The sequence below is a fragment of the Actinokineospora sp. PR83 genome, assembly GCF_021056305.1.
GTDB classification, from domain to species: Bacteria; Actinomycetota; Actinomycetes; order Mycobacteriales; family Pseudonocardiaceae; genus Actinokineospora; species Actinokineospora spheciospongiae.
Genome location: NZ_JAJCXD010000002.1, coordinates 51,230 through 67,323, shown reverse-complemented (window position 1 = coordinate 67,323; position 16,094 = coordinate 51,230). Strand labels below are relative to the sequence as shown.

General features: G+C 73.7%; 14 protein-coding genes. 5 read left to right on the top strand and 9 right to left on the bottom strand.

All coding sequences use genetic code 11. From position 1 onward, the window contains the following. Positions 1–8: 8 nt before the first annotated feature. The 7 genes from L6E12_RS00575 to L6E12_RS00545 all read right to left on the bottom strand — a co-directional run bounded on the left by L6E12_RS00575 (position 9) and on the right by L6E12_RS00545 (position 6,461). Positions 9–1,310, bottom strand: a complete 1,302-nt coding sequence (locus L6E12_RS00575; RefSeq protein ID WP_236225863.1) for a PLP-dependent transferase — start codon at positions 1,308–1,310, stop codon at positions 9–11. Next, a complete protein-coding gene (locus L6E12_RS00570; RefSeq protein ID WP_236225862.1) occupies positions 1,280–2,296 on the bottom strand; it encodes an isopenicillin N synthase family oxygenase in 1,017 nt (338 codons plus the stop codon). Before L6E12_RS00570 ends, L6E12_RS00575 begins: the two co-directional genes overlap by 31 nt. A 133-nt stretch (positions 2,297–2,429) precedes the next feature. After that, positions 2,430–3,542 carry a DNA alkylation repair protein gene (locus L6E12_RS00565; RefSeq protein ID WP_236225861.1) on the bottom strand — a complete coding sequence of 371 codons (1,113 nt, stop codon included), beginning with the start codon at positions 3,540–3,542 and terminating at the stop codon, positions 2,430–2,432. Positions 3,543–3,602: 60 nt separating this feature from the next. Then, positions 3,603–4,223, bottom strand: a complete 621-nt coding sequence (locus L6E12_RS00560) for a TetR/AcrR family transcriptional regulator (RefSeq protein WP_236225860.1) — start codon at positions 4,221–4,223, stop codon at positions 3,603–3,605. 134 nt (positions 4,224–4,357) lie between these two features. Further along, the gene (gene rpmE, locus L6E12_RS00555; protein ID WP_035285903.1) at positions 4,358–4,570 is read right to left on the bottom strand and encodes a 50S ribosomal protein L31; all 213 of its coding nucleotides are present in this window, start codon (positions 4,568–4,570) and stop codon (positions 4,358–4,360) included. Positions 4,571–4,583: 13 nt separating this feature from the next. Next, on the bottom strand, positions 4,584–5,954 hold the full coding sequence (locus L6E12_RS00550) for an MFS transporter (RefSeq protein WP_236225859.1): 1,371 nt from the start codon (positions 5,952–5,954) through the stop codon (positions 4,584–4,586). Positions 5,955–6,080: 126 nt separating this feature from the next. Then, positions 6,081–6,461, bottom strand: coding sequence for a YchJ family metal-binding protein (locus L6E12_RS00545; protein WP_236225858.1), 381 nt, complete (start codon positions 6,459–6,461; stop codon positions 6,081–6,083). Positions 6,462–7,154: 693 nt separating this feature from the next. Here L6E12_RS00545 and L6E12_RS00540 point away from each other — a divergent pair. Both L6E12_RS00540 and L6E12_RS00535 read left to right on the top strand, forming a co-directional pair. Continuing rightward, the gene (locus L6E12_RS00540; protein ID WP_236225857.1) at positions 7,155–8,006 is read left to right on the top strand and encodes an MEDS domain-containing protein; all 852 of its coding nucleotides are present in this window, start codon (positions 7,155–7,157) and stop codon (positions 8,004–8,006) included. Then, a complete protein-coding gene (locus L6E12_RS00535; RefSeq protein ID WP_236225856.1) occupies positions 8,003–8,935 on the top strand; it encodes an anti-sigma factor RsbA family regulatory protein in 933 nt (310 codons plus the stop codon). Before L6E12_RS00540 ends, L6E12_RS00535 begins: the two co-directional genes overlap by 4 nt. 12 nt (positions 8,936–8,947) lie before the next feature. Here L6E12_RS00535 and L6E12_RS00530 read toward each other — a convergent pair whose 3' ends face one another. Both L6E12_RS00530 and L6E12_RS00525 read right to left on the bottom strand, forming a co-directional pair. Next, the gene (locus L6E12_RS00530) at positions 8,948–10,084 is read right to left on the bottom strand and encodes a CdaR family transcriptional regulator (protein ID WP_236225855.1); all 1,137 of its coding nucleotides are present in this window, start codon (positions 10,082–10,084) and stop codon (positions 8,948–8,950) included. A 94-nt stretch (positions 10,085–10,178) separates the two neighbouring features. After that, positions 10,179–11,084, bottom strand: coding sequence for a dienelactone hydrolase family protein (locus tag L6E12_RS00525; protein ID WP_236225854.1), 906 nt, complete (start codon positions 11,082–11,084; stop codon positions 10,179–10,181). A gap of 357 nt (positions 11,085–11,441) precedes the next feature. On the opposite strand from L6E12_RS00525, the gene L6E12_RS00520 reads away from it, so the two are divergent. From L6E12_RS00520 to recQ, 3 genes are all read left to right on the top strand, one after another. Further along, positions 11,442–12,422 carry a DNA polymerase domain-containing protein gene (locus L6E12_RS00520; RefSeq protein WP_236225853.1) on the top strand — a complete coding sequence of 327 codons (981 nt, stop codon included), beginning with the start codon at positions 11,442–11,444 and terminating at the stop codon, positions 12,420–12,422. A 173-nt stretch (positions 12,423–12,595) separates the two neighbouring features. Beyond that, positions 12,596–13,855 carry a family 16 glycosylhydrolase gene (locus L6E12_RS00515; RefSeq protein ID WP_374201816.1) on the top strand — a complete coding sequence of 420 codons (1,260 nt, stop codon included), beginning with the start codon at positions 12,596–12,598 and terminating at the stop codon, positions 13,853–13,855. 357 nt (positions 13,856–14,212) lie between these two features. Further along, entirely contained in the window at positions 14,213–16,057 is a 1,845-nt protein-coding gene (gene recQ / locus L6E12_RS00510; protein ID WP_236225908.1) for a DNA helicase RecQ, read from the top strand. Positions 16,058–16,094: the final 37 nt, after the last annotated feature.

The following is a 16,094-nucleotide window of genomic DNA, read 5'->3' as shown; positions in this document are numbered from 1 at the left end:
ACTCCTCGTCACCGGGACAGGGCTTGGTTCAGGTCGGCCAGCAGGTCCTGGGTGCCCTCGATGCCGACGGACAACCGAACCAGCCCGGGGGTGACCCCGGCGGCGCGCTGCTGTTCCTCGTCGAGCTGGGCGTGCGTGGTGGACGCCGGGTGGATCACCAGGCTGCGCAGGTCGCCGATGTTGGCCAGGTGGCTGAACAGGGTCAGCCGGTCGACGAACCGGCGGCCCGCGTCGAAGTCGGGCAGCTCGAAGGCCAGCACCCCGCCCACGCCCAGCGGCAGGTACCGCTGCGCCGCGGCGTGCCACGGGCTGTCGGGCAGGCCCGCGTAGTGCACCGCCCGCACCTCGGGCCGCTCGTGCAGCCACCGGGCCACGGCGGTCGCGTTGGCCACGTGCCGCTCCAACCGCAGCGACAGCGTCTCGATGCCGTTGAGCAGCAGGAACGAGTTCAGCGGCGACACCGCCGGGCCCAGGTCGCGGACGAGGCGGGTGCGCAGCCGCAGGCAGTAGGCCAGCTCGCCGAAGTCGCCGAAGGCCAGGCCGTGGTAGGTCGGGTCGGGCCGGGAGAACTGCGGCCAGCGCTCGGGGTCGGCGGCGAACGGGAACCGGCCGCTGTCGACGACCGCGCCGCCGATGACCGTGCCGTGCCCGGCGAGGAACTTGGTGGTCGAGTGCACCACCACGTCGGCGCCGTGCTCGATCGGCCTGCACAGGTACGGCGTGGGCACGGTGTTGTCGACGACCAGCGGCACCCCGACCGCGTGCGCGGTGTCGGCGACGGCAGCGATGTCGAGGACGTTGCCGCGCGGGTTGCCCACGGTCTCGGCGTAGTAGGCGCGGGTGTTCGGGCGGGTCGCGGCCCGCCAGGCGGCCGGGTCGTCCTGGTCGTCGACGAAGGTGGTGGTGATCCCCAGGTCGTCGAGGGTGTGCGCGAGCAGGGTGTGCGTGCCGCCGTAGAGGGAGGAGGCGGCCACGACGTGCTCGCCAGCCCGCGCCAGGTTCAGCACCGCCAGGGCGGTCGCCGATTGCCCGCTGGCCACCGCGACCGCCGCCGCCCCGCCCTCCAGGTCGGCCAGGCGCGCCTCGGCCACGGCGGTCGTCGGGTTGGACAGCCGCGAGTAGGCGTGCGTCTCCAGGTCTTGCAGGGCGAACGCGGCGGCGGCGTGCTCGGCGTCGCGGAAGACGAAGGACGTGGACAGGTGCACCGGGGTCGCCCGCGCGCCCGTCGCGGGGTCGGGCTGGGCGCCCGCGTGGACCTGGCGGGTCTCGAACCGGTGGGTCACGCGCGGGCCGCCAGCACGTCGGACCACCAGCGCTGAGCCACCTTCGGGTGCGACCGCAGCCACCCCACCAGGGCGTTCTCCCCGAACGCGGCGTGCAGCGGGTTGTCGGCGTCCTCGCTGACCCCGCGGGCCTCCGCGGCGAGGTCGGCGGGCAGTTCGAGGGGCTCCACCACGGCGTCGAGGCGCGGGCCGAGGAAGAACGGCACGGAGAAGCGCTCGACACCGGCGGGCGGGCTGAGCACGCGGTGCCGGGTGGCGGTCAGGTAGCCGCCGGTGGCGATCTCCAGCATCTCGCCGATGTTGAACACGAAGCTGCCCGGCACGGGGGTGGCGTCGATCCAGGACCCGTCGGGGCCCTGCACCTGCAACCCGCCCACGTCGTCCTGCTGCAACAGGGCCAGGTAGCCGTAGTCCTTGTGCGCGCCCACGCCCTGCTCGGCGTCGCCGGCCGGGCGGCCGGGGTAGCGGACGACCTTGACGTGGGTCGAGGCCTCCTCGTCGAACCACCGGTCGAAGTAGCCCTCGTCGGCGCCCAGCGCGGCGGCCAGCGCCCGCAGCACCTCCCGGCTCACCCGCAGCGCCTCGTCCTGCCAGGCCAGGACGGTCCGCTTGAACTCGGGCAGGTCCTCCGGCCACTGGTTGGGCCCGACCAGCCGCTGCCAGTCGTGCTCCGGCGCGGCGACGGGGGTCCGCTCGGGGCCGATGTCGACCTGCTCGCGCCAGTCGCGGGTGCCGCCGGTGAACTCGTACCCGGTGCGGGTGTACCCCCGGAACTGTGGCGAGTGGATGTTCTCGATGGCCAGCCGCCGCTCCTGCGGCAGCGCGAAGAACTCCCGCGCCACCCGGAAGATCCCGTCCGTCACCGCCCCGGGCACCCCGTGCCCGACGACGTAGAAGAACCCGACCTCGTGCGCGGCCCACCGCAACTCCTCAAGGAACCCCTCCCGACCGGCACCCCGGAACCGCGAGATGTCGATCAGCGGAAGGGCCTCCACCCGCTCCACGCTGCTCATGCCCAGACCCTAGGACCCCCGTCCAGACCACCCGCACCGACTCCCACGATCCGGACGCGGAGACCATCCGGTCCAGCGGATATCCGGGGGCGGGGCTCGGTGCCCGCCGTCCACCGCTGGGGTTCGGTGCTGCTCAGGTTTCCCGCGGCGGCAGGAGGGTGAAGTCGGCTCGACCGGTGGAGTTGCCGTTGACGTGGAGTTCCAGGCCGTGTTCGCCCGGGTGGTAGCGGCGGGTGGTGATGGGGCGGAAGGAGTGGTCGCGGGTGATGTCCAGGCGTTCGCCGGGGGCGAGGGTGCGGGTGGTGAGCTTGAACGTCTTGCCGGTCTGGCCGCCGTTCGCCTTGCGGTGGTGGACCGTGTAGTCCACGGCGATGCGGACCGGGGTGGGTTCGGTGTTGACGATGGAGGCGCGGAAGGTGATCGTGCCGCCGAAGGGCACCGAGGACGCGGACAGCTCCGGTCCGGTGGTGTCGACGTCGACCGGGGCGAACCCCAGGAGCCGCAACGCTTCCGGGTGGCCTCGCTTGACCAGCGTGCGCAGCGCGTGGCGGACGAGGGCTGGGGTGTTGCCGTCCGGTTCCGCCAGCCACCCGGCTGCGGTGTCGACGACGAGGTCCGGGTGGTCCCTGCTGAGGTCGTTGAGGTGGTTGGCCACCGAGCGGCGGACGTACTCGCTGTCGTCGCGGTGGAGCGCGTGCAGGATCGGCAGGGTGATCCCGGGGCGGGCCAGCAGGGCGGGGACCCGTCTGGCCCACGGCAGGAACGGTCGGGTGCCCTCCGACGCCAGCCTGCGCACGTGGGGGTCGGGCGAGGTCGTCCAGGTGGTGATGGTGGCCAGGGCGCGGTCGGGGTGGTGGTCGAGCAGGGGGCGCAGGGCGAACTCGGAGGTGAGCCGCGGGGTCAGCTCCGCCAGCAGCGCCAGCGCGTCGTCGAACGCGGTGTCGGTCCGCTCGGCGACGGCCTTGGCCGCCACGGCGGAGGTGACCGGCCAGATCAGCCAGCCCGCGAACGGCTCGTCCCCGTCCCGGGCGGCGCGGATGGTGGCGGCGAAGGTGGCGTAGTCACCGGGCAGGTCCGCCAGCAGCGCGTCGCGCAGCAGGTCGCTGCGCTCGCGCAGGCTCAGCGCGTCGAACCGCCCTGGTGCGGCGCGCAGTGCGGTGAGCCGGGCGGTGGGGGCGGCGGCGCGGATGGCCGTGGTCAGGGCGCGGGCGGTCGGTGTGCCGATGAGTTCGTCGGCGAAGGGCATGGGGCCTCCTGGGGGATCGGGAGGAGTGTGCCGCGGGGGACCGACAGAACCGGCGGGCGATCAGCCCGCGAGGCAGTCGATGCCGGGGACCGGGGCGGGTTCGAAGAAGATCAACGCCGTCTGCACCAGTGGCTCCACCAGCTGGGGCAGGGCGCGGACGCCGTCGGTGTAGAGGGTTCGGCGGATGCGTTCGACGGCGCCGCCGACGTACAGCTCGAACACGTCGGGGGGAAGCCTGCGGATCGCCGGGTCGCGCTGCCGGGCTCTGCGGTGCAGCTCGGCGAACGCCTCGGCGAAGACCAGGTTGGCCGCCATCCCCCGCCGCGCCGCGGCTTCGCCCGCCCGCGGGCCCTCGACGTAGAGCGACCAGGCCACCGCGTGGCGGACCGACAGGGTGCCCAGGAAGGTCTGCCAGGCCACCCGCACCCGGCCCGCCCAGTCGTCGGCGGGCAGCGGCGCGACGGCGGCCCGCAGCCGGGCCCGCACCCGGGCCACCGCCCGGTCGTGCGCGGCGACGAAGCAGGACTCCTTGCCGTCGAAGTGCTGGTAGAAGGTCCGCTTCGACACCGCGGCCAACCCGACCACGTCTCCGACCGTCGCCGCCGCGTAGCCCTTGTCGGCCACCACGACCAGCACCGCGTCGAGCAACCGGTCGAGCTGGGACGGTTCCGCCCACGTCATGCCCGGCACCCCCTCACCCCCCGTCCAGTGGTCGGATCCGCGGGCGTCCCGGTTCCCGGTCGGACCCGCCGGACGGCGAACGGCGCCCGGCCTCGGTCGAGGCGGGCGCCGTTCGGTGAGTCTGGCGGAAGCGCTTACTTCTGGCGCTTGCCGTAGCGCTTCTCGAAGCGCGCGACCCGGCCGCCGGTGTCCATGATGCGCTGCTTGCCGGTGTAGAACGGGTGGCAGTTCGAGCACATGTCGACGTAGAGCGAGCCCGAGGTGTTGGTGCTGCGGGTGGTGAACTTGACGCCGCAGCTGCAGGTGACCTCGATGGGCGCGTACTCCGGGTGGATGCCGCTCTTCATGGTTCTCTCCTCGTCAGGTGGTCGTCGGGTCCCCGTCGCGGGGTGAACCGAAACCGGTGTTCGACCGACCATTGTGCCAGGTCCACCCGACGACCCCGGCGGCGACCGCCGCGAAGCAGCCCAGCAGCGCGCCGACCACCCGCAGCCCGCCGGTGCCGACCAGCGCCCCGCCACCGAGCGCGGCCAGCAGCGGGCCCACCGCGGCCAACGCCACCGTCTCCATGCCGAGCCGGGCCGCGTTGAACATGCCCGACGCCGCGCCCGCCTGCTCGCCGGGGACGGCGCCGAGCGCCAGCCCGTCCAGCAGGCCCGTCGTCAGCCCCACACCGGCGCCGACCAGCACGAACGCACCCATCCACGGTCCCGGGCGCGGGACCGCGGTGACCAGCAGCAGCGCGCCCGCGCCGGTCACCAGCAGCGACCCGACCACGACGGCGGGCACGGGCACGGCCCGCACCAGCAGCGCCCCGAGCGGGGGCAGCACCACCGTGGGCAGGGTGAGCAGCAGCAGCCACAGCCCGGCCTCGCCCGCGGTCATCCCCACCACGGAGATCAGGTACGACGGCAGGTACACCAGCAGCGGCACCAGCACGGCCATGAACGACCCGGCCGCTGCCGACAGCGCGGTGAACCGCCGGTTGCGCAGCAGCCCCAGGTCGAACAGCGGGTCGGGCCGGTGCCGCTCGACCCGGGCGAACACGGCGCCGAGCAGCGGGACCACCACGAGCCACCAGTACGCCGCCTCCGACACCGCGACGATCACCACCAGCAGCGCCGCGGTCGACAGCGCCGCCCCGGCCCAGTCGACGCGGCGGCGGGAGTCGCCGGGGAGGACCGGGAGCAGCGGGGCGCAGACGAGCACGAGGGCCGCCAGCGCCCCCGGCACGGCGAACACCGCCCGCCAGCCCAGGTGGTCGACGAGCAGGCCGCCGATCGTGGGGCCGAAGGCGAGACCGGCGCCAAGGACGGTCCCGAGCAGGCCGAAGGCCCGGGCCCGGGCGGCCCCGGTGAAGGTCTCGGCGAGGATCGAGCCGCCGCCGGTGACGGCCGCCGCGGCGCCGACCCCGCCCGCGAAGCGCAGGGCGTCGAGCACGACGACGTCGGTGGCGAGGGCACTGGCCAGGCCCGCGGCGGCGAAGAGGGCCACTCCCGCCAGGTGGCAGCGGCGCCTGCCGAGGACGTCGGCGAGGGAGCCGGTGAACACCAGGAACGCGGCGAACGCGGCGTTGTAGCCGGTCACCACCCAGCGCGTGGCGCCCGGCCCCGCGGACAGCGAGGTCGCGATGTCGGGCAGCGCGGCGGAGGAACCGGTGATGGTGAGGGGGAAGACGGCGGTCGAGAGCAGGACGACGGCGAGCACGGCCGTCGGACGTGGGCGGAACACGGATTTCCTTCCGGTGGGCGAGCAGGGCGAACCGGCCCGCCGGTTGTCACCGGCGGGCTGAGTCCGCGGAGCTACACCGCGTACTTGGCGGAAGGACGGCGTTCACGTGCCACGCCGGGGACCGTATCAGCGCACGGTTCCCCAGTAGACCCAATTCCCGTCGCTGCGGACGAAGCGGCTGTTCTCGTGCAGGACACCCTGGCCCGCGCCCTCGATGTAGTGCGCGCGGAACTCCACGGTGCCCTCGGCGTGCAACAGGCCGCCGCCGGTGCGCTCGAGGACCTCCAGCCGGACCCACCGCTGGTCGGGGTCGAGCTCGACCCGGCGCGGGCGGGTGTCGGGGTGCCAACTGCGCAGCAGGTAGTCGGCGTCGCCCTCGGCGAAGGCGGTGAAGCGGGAGCGCATGAGGGCCTCGGCGGTGGCCGCGGGGGCGGTGCCGGACAGGGCGCGACCGCAGCAGTCCGCGAGGGGCAGGCCGGTTCCGCAGGGGCAAGGAGTGGGGGGCACGGCGCCATTGTGCGCCACGGGGTGCGCCGCGGGGTGAACGCGCACCCCGTTGAGCACGGTGTCGCCCCGTGCGCTGATCCCGGTGAGTGTTTCGGGGGCGACCGGGTCGATTCGATCGCGGCGCGGGTGGCGGTCTTGCTGGAGCAGTCGCCGTCCCACGCGGCGGCGTTCCTGGCGGTGCCGCGCGCCGGGCTGGTCGCGGTGCCGCTGTTCCCGCCCGCCACAACGACACCCTGGTGGTCGCGCTGGTCGACTGCGCGCCGAAACTGGTGCCGACCACGTGGACCGGGCTGGAGGCGGTGGCGGGGTTCGTGGCCGGGCGCGGGCCGGGAACCGGTCCGGCCGAACCGGACCTCGACGCCGTGGCGTACCTGCGGTGTACCTCCGGCACCACCCACGCCCGCCGAGTGCGGGCTGCGCGCCGAGGCGACGGCGCTGGCGGCCGCGAGCCGGGCGGACCCCGCGGTCCGCCCGCACGCGGTCGCCGGTGGGCACGCGGCCCGGAACCGGGTGCGGCGACCGGAGTCGCTGCTGGGTGACCGGCTCAGCGCCCCGCCGTTCCGGTAGGAGGCGCGGGTGGTCCTGCGGCTGCGAGTGCTGCTGCGCACGGCGGGTGAGCCTGCGGGTCGGGGACGTGCCGATGCGGGTTCCCTGACCGGGGACGAGCCCGCCGGGGTGGCTTACGCTGTGCCCATGAGAGCAGCCGGGGTGGTCGAGGGCACCCGGGGCCTGGGGCCGCAGGCGCACGCGTGCTGGCGCTACCGCGACCCGGCCGAGTTCCGCCGCCACGCCCGCGACTTCCTCGCCGACGGCCTGCGGCTCGGGTTGCGCCCGATGTACGTGGTCTCCGCCGACGACGCGGCGCAGGCGGTCGAGGGGTTGCGCCGCTCGCCCCGGCTCGACAGCGCCCTGGACGAGGGGGACCTCCAGGTCACCTCCATCGGCTCCGCCTACGCCGAGAGCGCGGTGATCGAGCCCGACGAGCAGGTCCACCGGTACGCCACGGCCACCGACGAGGCGATCGCCGCCGGGTACGCGGGCCTGCGCGTCGCCGCGGAGGTGACCCCCCTGGTGCGGACCGCCCCGCAGGCGGCGGCGTTCACCCGGTACGAGCACCTCATCGACCGGTACATGACGACCCGGCCCTTCTCCGCCCTCTGCGGCTACGACCAGGGGATTCTCGGGGAGGACACCATCACCCGGCTGGCGGTCATGCACGCGCAGGCCAACTCCGACACCGCGGGCTTCCGCCTGCACGGGTCCGCGCTGCCGGACTGCGCCGCGGCCCTGGGCGGGCATCTGGACCTGTGCGGCGCCGACCACCTGGATCCCGTGCTCGACTTGGCCGACCTGCCGGTCCGCGACGGCGCCATCACCCTCGACGCCACCGGCCTGGAGTTCGTCGACCACCGCAACCTGATCACCCTCGCCGAGCACGCGCGGTCCCGGGGGGCGCGGCTCGTCCTGCGCACCGCCCACCCCGGGGTCGCCCGGATCACCGACCTGCTGGGACTGGACAACGTGCGCGTGGAGTTGCCCGCATGACCCGACACGCCTCCCCCGCGTTCACCCACCCCGCCTTCTTCTACGACGACGACGCGGACTACCTCGACACCCTGGTGCCCTTCGTCGTCGAGGGCGTGGAGGCGGGCGAGCCGGTCGCCGTCGCCGTGCCGACCCGGCGGCTGGAGCTGCTGCGCGACGCCCTGGGCGGGTACGTCGAACAGGTGTGGGCGCGGGACATGACGGTGGCGGGCGGCAACCCGGGCCGCATCCTGGCCACCGTGCTCGGCCACTTCGCCGACCGGCACCCGGGCAGGCGGGTGCGCATCGTCGGCGAACCGATCTGGCCGGGCCGCGACGCCACCGAGTACCCGGCCTGCGCCCGGCACGAGGCGCTGATCAACCTCGCGTTCGCCGACCGCGACGCCACCATCCTCTGCCCCTACGACGCCGCGGCCCTCGACCCGCACGTCCTGGCCGAGGCGCGCGCCACCCACCCGGAGGTCTGGGCCCGGGGGGCGCGCGGCGCCAGCGACCGCTACGCGCCCCACGACGTGCTGGTCACCCACAACCACCCGCTGCCCCACGTGCCGCACGCGACCGTCCACGCGGTCACCACCGCCGCGGAGATCCGCCCCCTGCGCGGGGTGATCACCCTCCTGGCGACCGACCTCGGCCTCCCCGGGGACCGGGTGCCCGACCTGGAACTGGTCTTCTCCGAACTCGTGGCCAACAGCCTCACCCACGGCGGCGGGCGGTGCACCCTCGCGGTGTGGCGGGAGGGGCACCGGCTCGTCTGCTCGGTCAGCGACACCGGCAGCTTCACCGACCCGCTCGCCGGGACCCGCCCGCTGACCGTGGACCAGCCGTCCGGGCGCGGGTTGTGGCTGGTGCACAGCATCGCCGACCTGGTCCGCGTCCACACCGGGAACGCGGGCACCACGATCCGCGCGTACTTCCGGCTGCCCTGAACCGGGGCCCGCTCAGCGCGCCGGGGCAGCGGTGACCATGGCCAGCCGCAGCAGGAAGCGCTGCTCGCCCTCCAACGCCGAGTCGCCGAGCAGGTCCCTGAGCTGCTGGAGGCGGTAGCGCACCGTCTGCGGGTGCAGCCCCACCCGCTCCGCCACCTCGCGCACGTCCCCGTCGTGGCGCAGCCACAGGGCGAGGGTGGTGAGCAGCTTGGCGCGGCGGCCCGGGGAGAGCGCGGCGAGCGGGGCGAGGGTGGCCGAGCGGATCCAGGGCAGCAGGCCGTCGTCCGCCGCGGTCAGGAGGGCGAGCAGGTGGTCGTCGGCCCGGGTGAGGCGCCGGGTGGGCAGGGTGCCCCGGTCGACGAGGTCGAGGAGGGTCCTGGCGTAGTGGGCCGAGCGGTGGGCCTCGGCGGTGCGCACCGGGGGACCTGCGGCGAAGCGGATGTCCCGGCGGGTGCTGGGGGCCTCGGGGAGCGGCTGGTCGGCGGGGACGAGCAGGCAGGTGCTCGCCCGGTCGGGGTCGGTGAGGGCCCCGGGGGGAACGCGGGCGGGGTCGGCGCGGAACGGGGTGTCGGCGACGAGCGCGGTGACCCGGTCCGGCAGCGGCCAGCCCGCCTCGGCCGCCCGGGTGGTCAGGTCGGGGACGGGTGCGGGTGCCAGGAGCAGGGCCAGCAGTTCGGCCCGGCCGGGGTCGGTGCTCTCCCCCGCGACCCGGTGGCCCGCGCGGGCGGCTTCGCACACGGTGTCGGTGAAGGCGAAGAGGGCGTCCACCGCCGCGACCGTGGTGGCGGGTGGTACCCGCAGCCTGCGGGCGAGCACGACCAGGTGGTGCCAGACCGCCCGGGTGGCGACCCGGGTGGCGGACTCGACCACCTCCAGGCCGCGGCCCGCCCGCCGCTCCGCCGCGCCCACCTCGCCCAGCAGCCGCAGGCACGCCGGTGGGGCGCAGCGGTCGTCGAACACCGCGTCCAGGCCCGCGTCGACGGCAGCGGTGACGGTGGCGGTGAGGTCGGTCAGGTCTGCGGGACCACGCGGGCCCGCGGGCCGGGTGATCGCCTCGACCGCGGTGCGGACCAGGTCCGACCGGCGGGCGCGGGCGGCGGCGGCCAGGCGCAGGGCCTCGGCGGGTGCGGTCGTGCGCGCCGCGGTCATGCCGGTGCCCCCCGCTGTCGTCGGTGCAGGACGAGGAACGAGGACGGGGGGCGGGGTGGACACCGCGGTCCGCCCCACCCCCCGCCGGTTCGGACTAGACCGGGCAGCCGATCTTGAAGCTGACGAAGGAGGCGTCCGGGGTGGGGGCCGGGCAGAGGAACTGCGAGTAGCGGGTGTCGTCGTCGACGAAGCGCTTGAGCCACGACACGGCGAACTTCGTCACCGTGGCCGTGTAGCCGTTGGTGGTGAAGTGGTCCGCGCCCTTGAGCTTGAGGTAGCCCTGGTTCTGGTTGCCCTTCAGCGACTCGTAGAACGGGTCGGCGTGCATGAACGTCGGGGCGATCACGTCGTTGTCCGCGCCGATGATCAGGGTGGGGACGGTGACGTCGCTGAAGTCGGAGGACATGTTCCACGGGGCCAGCGGGATCGCGGCCTTCAGCGCCGGGTTCTTGCTCGCCGCGAGCAGGGTGCCGCCGCCGCCCATGGAGTGGCCCATGACCGCGAGGCGGTTCGGGTCGACCCGGTCCTTGACCGGGGACTCGGTGGCCAGCCAGTCCACCGCGGCCAGGAGCTGGTTGCTGCGCGGCTCCGGGAAGTCGGTGATGGAGATGGGCTCCAGGGTGATGACCACGAACCCGTGGGAGGCCAGGGTGGGGCCGTACCAGGAGGTGGTGAACTCCGGCTCCAGGAACCCGGGGATCACCGCGACGGCGCCGTAGGTGCCCTGGGAGGTGTCGGTCGGGTAGTAGATCGTGCCCCGGTTGAACGCGCGGCCGGACTGGGCGGCGACGGCCTGCTGCTGGACCGCGAACGGGCCCTTCTGCGCCCGGATGGACTGGTCGGTCGGGTTCGGCCCCTTGGCGAAGGCGCTGACCTGGAGCGCGGCCGCGGTGGTGGTGTCGAGCTGCCCGGCGAACGCCTGCGGACCGAGGAACGCCGCGGCACCCACCGCCGCGGCGGCGGCCAGCACCGCCGACCTCTTCACGATGTTACGACGCACGATCGAACTCCTCGACGTTGGGCGGTTCCGGAGTTCGTACGCTAAGGCAGTGCTACGGGGAGGAAAACGGGTGCGGGAAAAGAGTGCACGAATGTCCGTGAATTGCCGACCCGACCACTCATCGACGTGAGCGTCTTGCGCCGCAATCCCCGCGTAGGTCCATTACCCCTGGTGGGAGGTGCCCAAACGGTCGACATCCTGGCGTGCGCACAATTGCTCGCGGAATTGTCACCAGCGGACAACTGTTCCTTTTCACCGCTGCATTGCGCATCCTGCGCAAAACCCCCGCGACGCCGCGGCGGATCGGTGGCGACCGGCGAGGTTGCCGGGGGTGCCCGGGGTGGGCAGGGTGGGGCGATGAGCGGCGACAAGGGCGAGACCAGGGACGGCGTGACCCTCACCAACCTGGACCAGGAGTTGTTCGACGGCGCGGGCGCGACGAAGCGCGACCTGGTCGACTACCTCGACGCCGTGGCCGACCGGTTCCTGCCCGTGCTGTCGGGCAGGCCGCTGTCCGTCGTGCGGGTGCTGCGCGGGCAGGACGCGTTCATGCAGAAGAACGTCCCCAAGTACACCCCGTCGTTCGTCAGGACGGTCCCGGTGTGGGCGGAGTCGTCGAAGCGGGAGATCTCCTACGCGCTGTGCGACGACCGCCGCACGCTGCTGTGGTTCGGCAACCAGCGGGCGATCGAGTACCACCCGACGCTGGCCACCGCCGCCCGCCCGGGCAGGCCGACGCACCTGGTCCTCGACGTCGACCCGCCCGAGGGCGGCGACTTCGCCGTGGCCGTCCGCGCGGCGCACCTGGTGCGCCGCGCGCTGCAGGACTGCGGGCTGACGGGCGTGGTGAAGACCAGCGGCGCCAAGGGGTTGCACGTCTTCGTCCCGGTGACCGCGGAGGAGGACGCCGACGACATGGCCGCGGCGATGCGCGCGCTGGCCGCCCGCGCCGAGCGGCTCGACCCCGACCTGGCGACGACGGCGTTCATCCGCGACGACCGGCACGGCAGGGTGTTCCTGGACTCCACCCGCGCGCACGGCGCGACCGTCGCCGCCGCCTACAGCCCGCGCAGGCGCCCCGGCGTCCCGGTCTCCTTCCCCCTGCCCTGGTCCGACCTCGACGACGCGCGCCCGGGCGACTTCACCATCACCACCGCGCCCGCGCTCCTCGGCGGCCGGGACCCGTGGGCCGACCTGATGCCCCGGCCGGTGGCGCTCCCCCGGGACCTCGTCGCCGAGGGGCACACCATCCCGGTGGCCAGGGTGCAGGCCATGCACGAGGGCAAGCGCCGCAAGCGGGCGGCCGAGCGGGCCGGTGGAGACAGCCCGGCGGGGTGAGCACCCGTGCACCGATCCCACACCACCGGGGCATTCGGGAAGAAGTCCCCCTTGCCTCCAGTGGTCTGGACCAGGCATAGTTTGTTGTCACCCCGCACAAACACCCACGACGCGTCTCACCGGCACCAACCGGGCAGACGTGCTGCGTGGCGTCCGCAAAAGAGGTGACACCGGTGACAGCGAAGTCGACCAGATCCCGTCTCCGCGGCGCGTTCTCCTGGGCCGCGGTGGCCGTGGCCGCCTTGGTGGTCCCGCTCTCCCCCGGCACCGACGCCCAGGCGGTCCCCGCCCCCGAGGTCAGCGCCGCGGCAGCCACCTTCACCGACGACTTCAACGGCCCCGCAGGGGCGCCGGTCGACGGTTCGAAGTGGCGGTTCGAGACCGGCGACAACGTCAACAACCACGAGCGCCAGTGGTACACCAGCGGCACGAACAACGCCGCCCTCGACGGCAACGGCAACCTGGTCATCACCGCGAAGCGGGAGAACCCGGGCAACTACCAGTGCTGGTACGGCCGCTGCGAGTACACCTCGGCGCGGCTGTCCACCGCGCAGACCTTCACCCAGACCTACGGCCACTACGAGGCCAGGATCAAGATGTCGCGCGGGCAGGGCATGTGGCCCGCGTTCTGGATGCTGGGCAGCGACATCGGCAGCGTCGGCTGGCCCAACTCCGGCGAGATCGACATCATGGAGAACGTCGGCTTCGAGCCCAACACCGTGCACGGCACCATCCACGGCCCCGGCTACTCCGGCGCAGGCGGCATCGGCGCGGGCTACAGCGGTCCCACCTTCGCCGACGGCTTCCACACCTTCGCCGTCGACTGGACCCCCGGCCGGATCGTCTGGTCGGTGGACGGCAACGCCTACAGCACCAAGACCACCGCCGACGTCGGCGGCAACCGCTGGGTCTTCGACCACCCCTTCTACCTGATCCTCAACCTCGCCGTGGGCGGCTACTGGCCGGGCGACCCCAACGGCTCGACCCCGTTCCCGAACCAGCTCGTGGTCGACTACGTGCACGTGACCAGCGGGGACGGCGGCACCGCGCCGCGCACCGGCCGGGTCACCGGCATCGCGGGCAAGTGCCTGGACGTGGCCGGGGCCGCCACCGCGGACGGCACCCCGGTGCAGATCGCGAACTGCTCGTCGAACCCCGCGCAGAGCTGGACCTTCGGCGCGGACGGCACGATCAAGGCGTTCGGCAAGTGCCTCGACGTCACCTCGGGGTCGACCGCGAACGGCGCCAGGGTCCAGCTCTGGACGTGCAACGGCACCGGTGCGCAGAAGTGGGCCGTGAGCCCGGCGCGGGACGTGGTCAACATCGCCGCGGACAAGTGCCTGGACGTGGTCGACGGCAGCTCGAACGACGGTGCCCGGACCCAGATCTGGACGTGCACCGGCGCCGCGCAGCAGAAGTGGACCACCCCGTGAGGCGGGTGCCCCGGCTCGCCGCCGCCACCCCGCCGACCGGGGACCGCACCCCGGGCTGACCGGCCGCGGACCGACCGCCGCGCCCTGACCTGGGGCTACTCCGAGCGGGCTCGGAGTTGTCCACAGGCGGGACGCGGCGGTCGCCGCCGTGTCGGCCGATCGCCGTAGTATCGCCGCGTGTCCGCCCACCACACCGAGTACAGCGTCGCCGACTTCGCCACCGACTACGCGGACCTCCCGCTGCCACCGGAGCCGGACGAGTTCGACGAACCCGAGTACTTCGACCCGGCCCCGACCACCGGAGCCACCCGGCCCGCGGCGACCGCCGAGGCCGCCGAATTCGCGGCCGAGGTCGCGGTGCCCGCGCGCCCGCGCGAACCGGAGTCGCCGCTGGAGGTGCTGCGGCGGGTCTTCGGCTACGACGCCTTCCGCGGCGAGCAGGCCGAGATCATCGACACCGTGGTCGGCGGCGGCGACGCGCTGGTGCTGATGCCCACCGGCGGCGGCAAGTCGCTGTGCTACCAGATCCCGTCGCTGGTCCGCGACGGCGTGGGCGTGGTGATCTCCCCGCTGATCGCGCTGATGCAGGACCAGGTCGACGCGCTGCGCAACGTCGGCGTGCGCGCCGGGTTCCTCAACTCGACCCAGGACCACAACCAGCGCCGCGAGGTCGAGCGGGACTTCCTCTCCGGTGAGCTGGACATGCTCTACCTGGCGCCGGAGCGGTTGCGCCTGGACTCCACGGTGGACCTGCTGGGTCGGGGCAAGGTGGCGCTGTTCGCCATCGACGAGGCGCACTGCGTGTCGCAGTGGGGCCACGACTTCCGCCCGGACTACCTGGCGCTGTCGGAGCTGCACCAGCGGTGGCCGGACGTGCCGCGCATCGCGCTGACCGCGACCGCCACCGAGGCCACGCACACCGAGATCGCCGAGCGCCTCGACCTGGTCCGGGCCCGGCACTTCGTGGCCAGCTTCGACCGGCCGAACATCCAGTACCGGATCGTGCCCAAGGCAAGCCCGCAGAAGCAGGTCCTCGACCTCATCCGCACCGAGCACGCGGGCGACGCGGGCATCGTCTACTGCCTCTCGCGCGCCACGGTGGAGAAGACCGCGGAATTCCTGTCGCAGAACGGGGTTCCGGCCGTGCCGTACCACGCGGGCCTCGACGCCGGGACCCGGGCGCGCAACCAGTCGCGGTTCCTGCGCGAGGACGGGCTGGTCGTGGTGGCCACCATCGCCTTCGGCATGGGCATCGACAAGCCGGACGTCCGCTTCGTCGCGCACCTCGACCTGCCCAAGTCGGTCGAGGGCTACTACCAGGAGACCGGTCGCGCGGGCCGCGACGGGCTGCCGTCCACCGCCTGGCTGGCCTACGGCCTCGCCGACGTGGTGCAGCAGCGCAAGATGATCGACCAGTCCGAGGGCGACCTGGCCCACCGCCGCAGGCTCAGCGCGCACCTGGACGCGATGCTGGCCCTGTGCGAGACGGTCGAGTGCCGCCGCGGCCAGTTGCTCAACTACTTCGGCCAGACCGCCGACAAGAAGTGCGACAACTGCGACACCTGCCTGACCCCGCCGGAGTCCTGGGACGGCACGGTCGCCGCGCAGAAGCTGCTGTCCGCGGTCTGGCGCCTGGACAAGGAGCGCAACCAGCACTTCGGCGCGGGCCAGATCATCGACATCCTGCTGGGCAAGCAGACCGACAAGATCACCCAGCACCGGCACGACCAGCTCGCCACCTTCGGCAAGGGCACCGAGCTCAAGGACCAGGAGTGGCGCGGGGTCGTCCGCCAGCTCCTGGCCCAGGGCCTGCTCGCGGTGCAGGGCGACTACGGCACGCTGCACCTGACCAAGGCCAGCACCGAGGTCCTCGGGCAGTCCCGCCAGGTCATGCTCCGCCGCGAACCCGAGCGCCCGGCGGGCAGCAGCGGCGGCGGCACCCGGTCGAAGCGGGCCGCCACCCCGGCCGTGGCGCTGTCCACCGAGGCCGCGCCGGTCTTCGAGCGGCTGCGCGCCTGGCGGGCCACCACCGCCAAGGAGCAGGGCGTCCCCGCGTACGTGATCTTCCACGACGCCACCCTGCGCACCATCGCTGCGCAGAACCCCGCCGACCTGGCGGCGCTGGGCACCATCAGCGGCGTCGGGGAGAACAAGCTCGCCAAGTACGGGCAGCAGATCCTCGACACCCTCGCGGAGGGCTGACCGGATTCGGCCTTGCACCTGACGCGACGTCAGGACC

Coding starts and splice junctions, on each gene's coding strand:
- L6E12_RS00520 (WP_236225853.1), top strand. CDS start 11,442: ATGAGCGGCGACAAGGGCGAGACCAGGGACGGCGTGACCCTCACCAAC.
- L6E12_RS00560 (WP_236225860.1), bottom strand. CDS start 4,223: ATGACGTGGGCGGAACCGTCCCAGCTCGACCGGTTGCTCGACGCGGTG.
- rpmE (WP_035285903.1), bottom strand. CDS start 4,570: ATGAAGAGCGGCATCCACCCGGAGTACGCGCCCATCGAGGTCACCTGC.
- L6E12_RS00565 (WP_236225861.1), bottom strand. CDS start 3,542: ATGCCCTTCGCCGACGAACTCATCGGCACACCGACCGCCCGCGCCCTG.
- L6E12_RS00570 (WP_236225862.1), bottom strand. CDS start 2,296: ATGAGCAGCGTGGAGCGGGTGGAGGCCCTTCCGCTGATCGACATCTCG.
- L6E12_RS00540 (WP_236225857.1), top strand. CDS start 7,155: ATGAGAGCAGCCGGGGTGGTCGAGGGCACCCGGGGCCTGGGGCCGCAG.
- L6E12_RS00535 (WP_236225856.1), top strand. CDS start 8,003: ATGACCCGACACGCCTCCCCCGCGTTCACCCACCCCGCCTTCTTCTAC.
- L6E12_RS00530 (WP_236225855.1), bottom strand. CDS start 10,084: ATGACCGCGGCGCGCACGACCGCACCCGCCGAGGCCCTGCGCCTGGCC.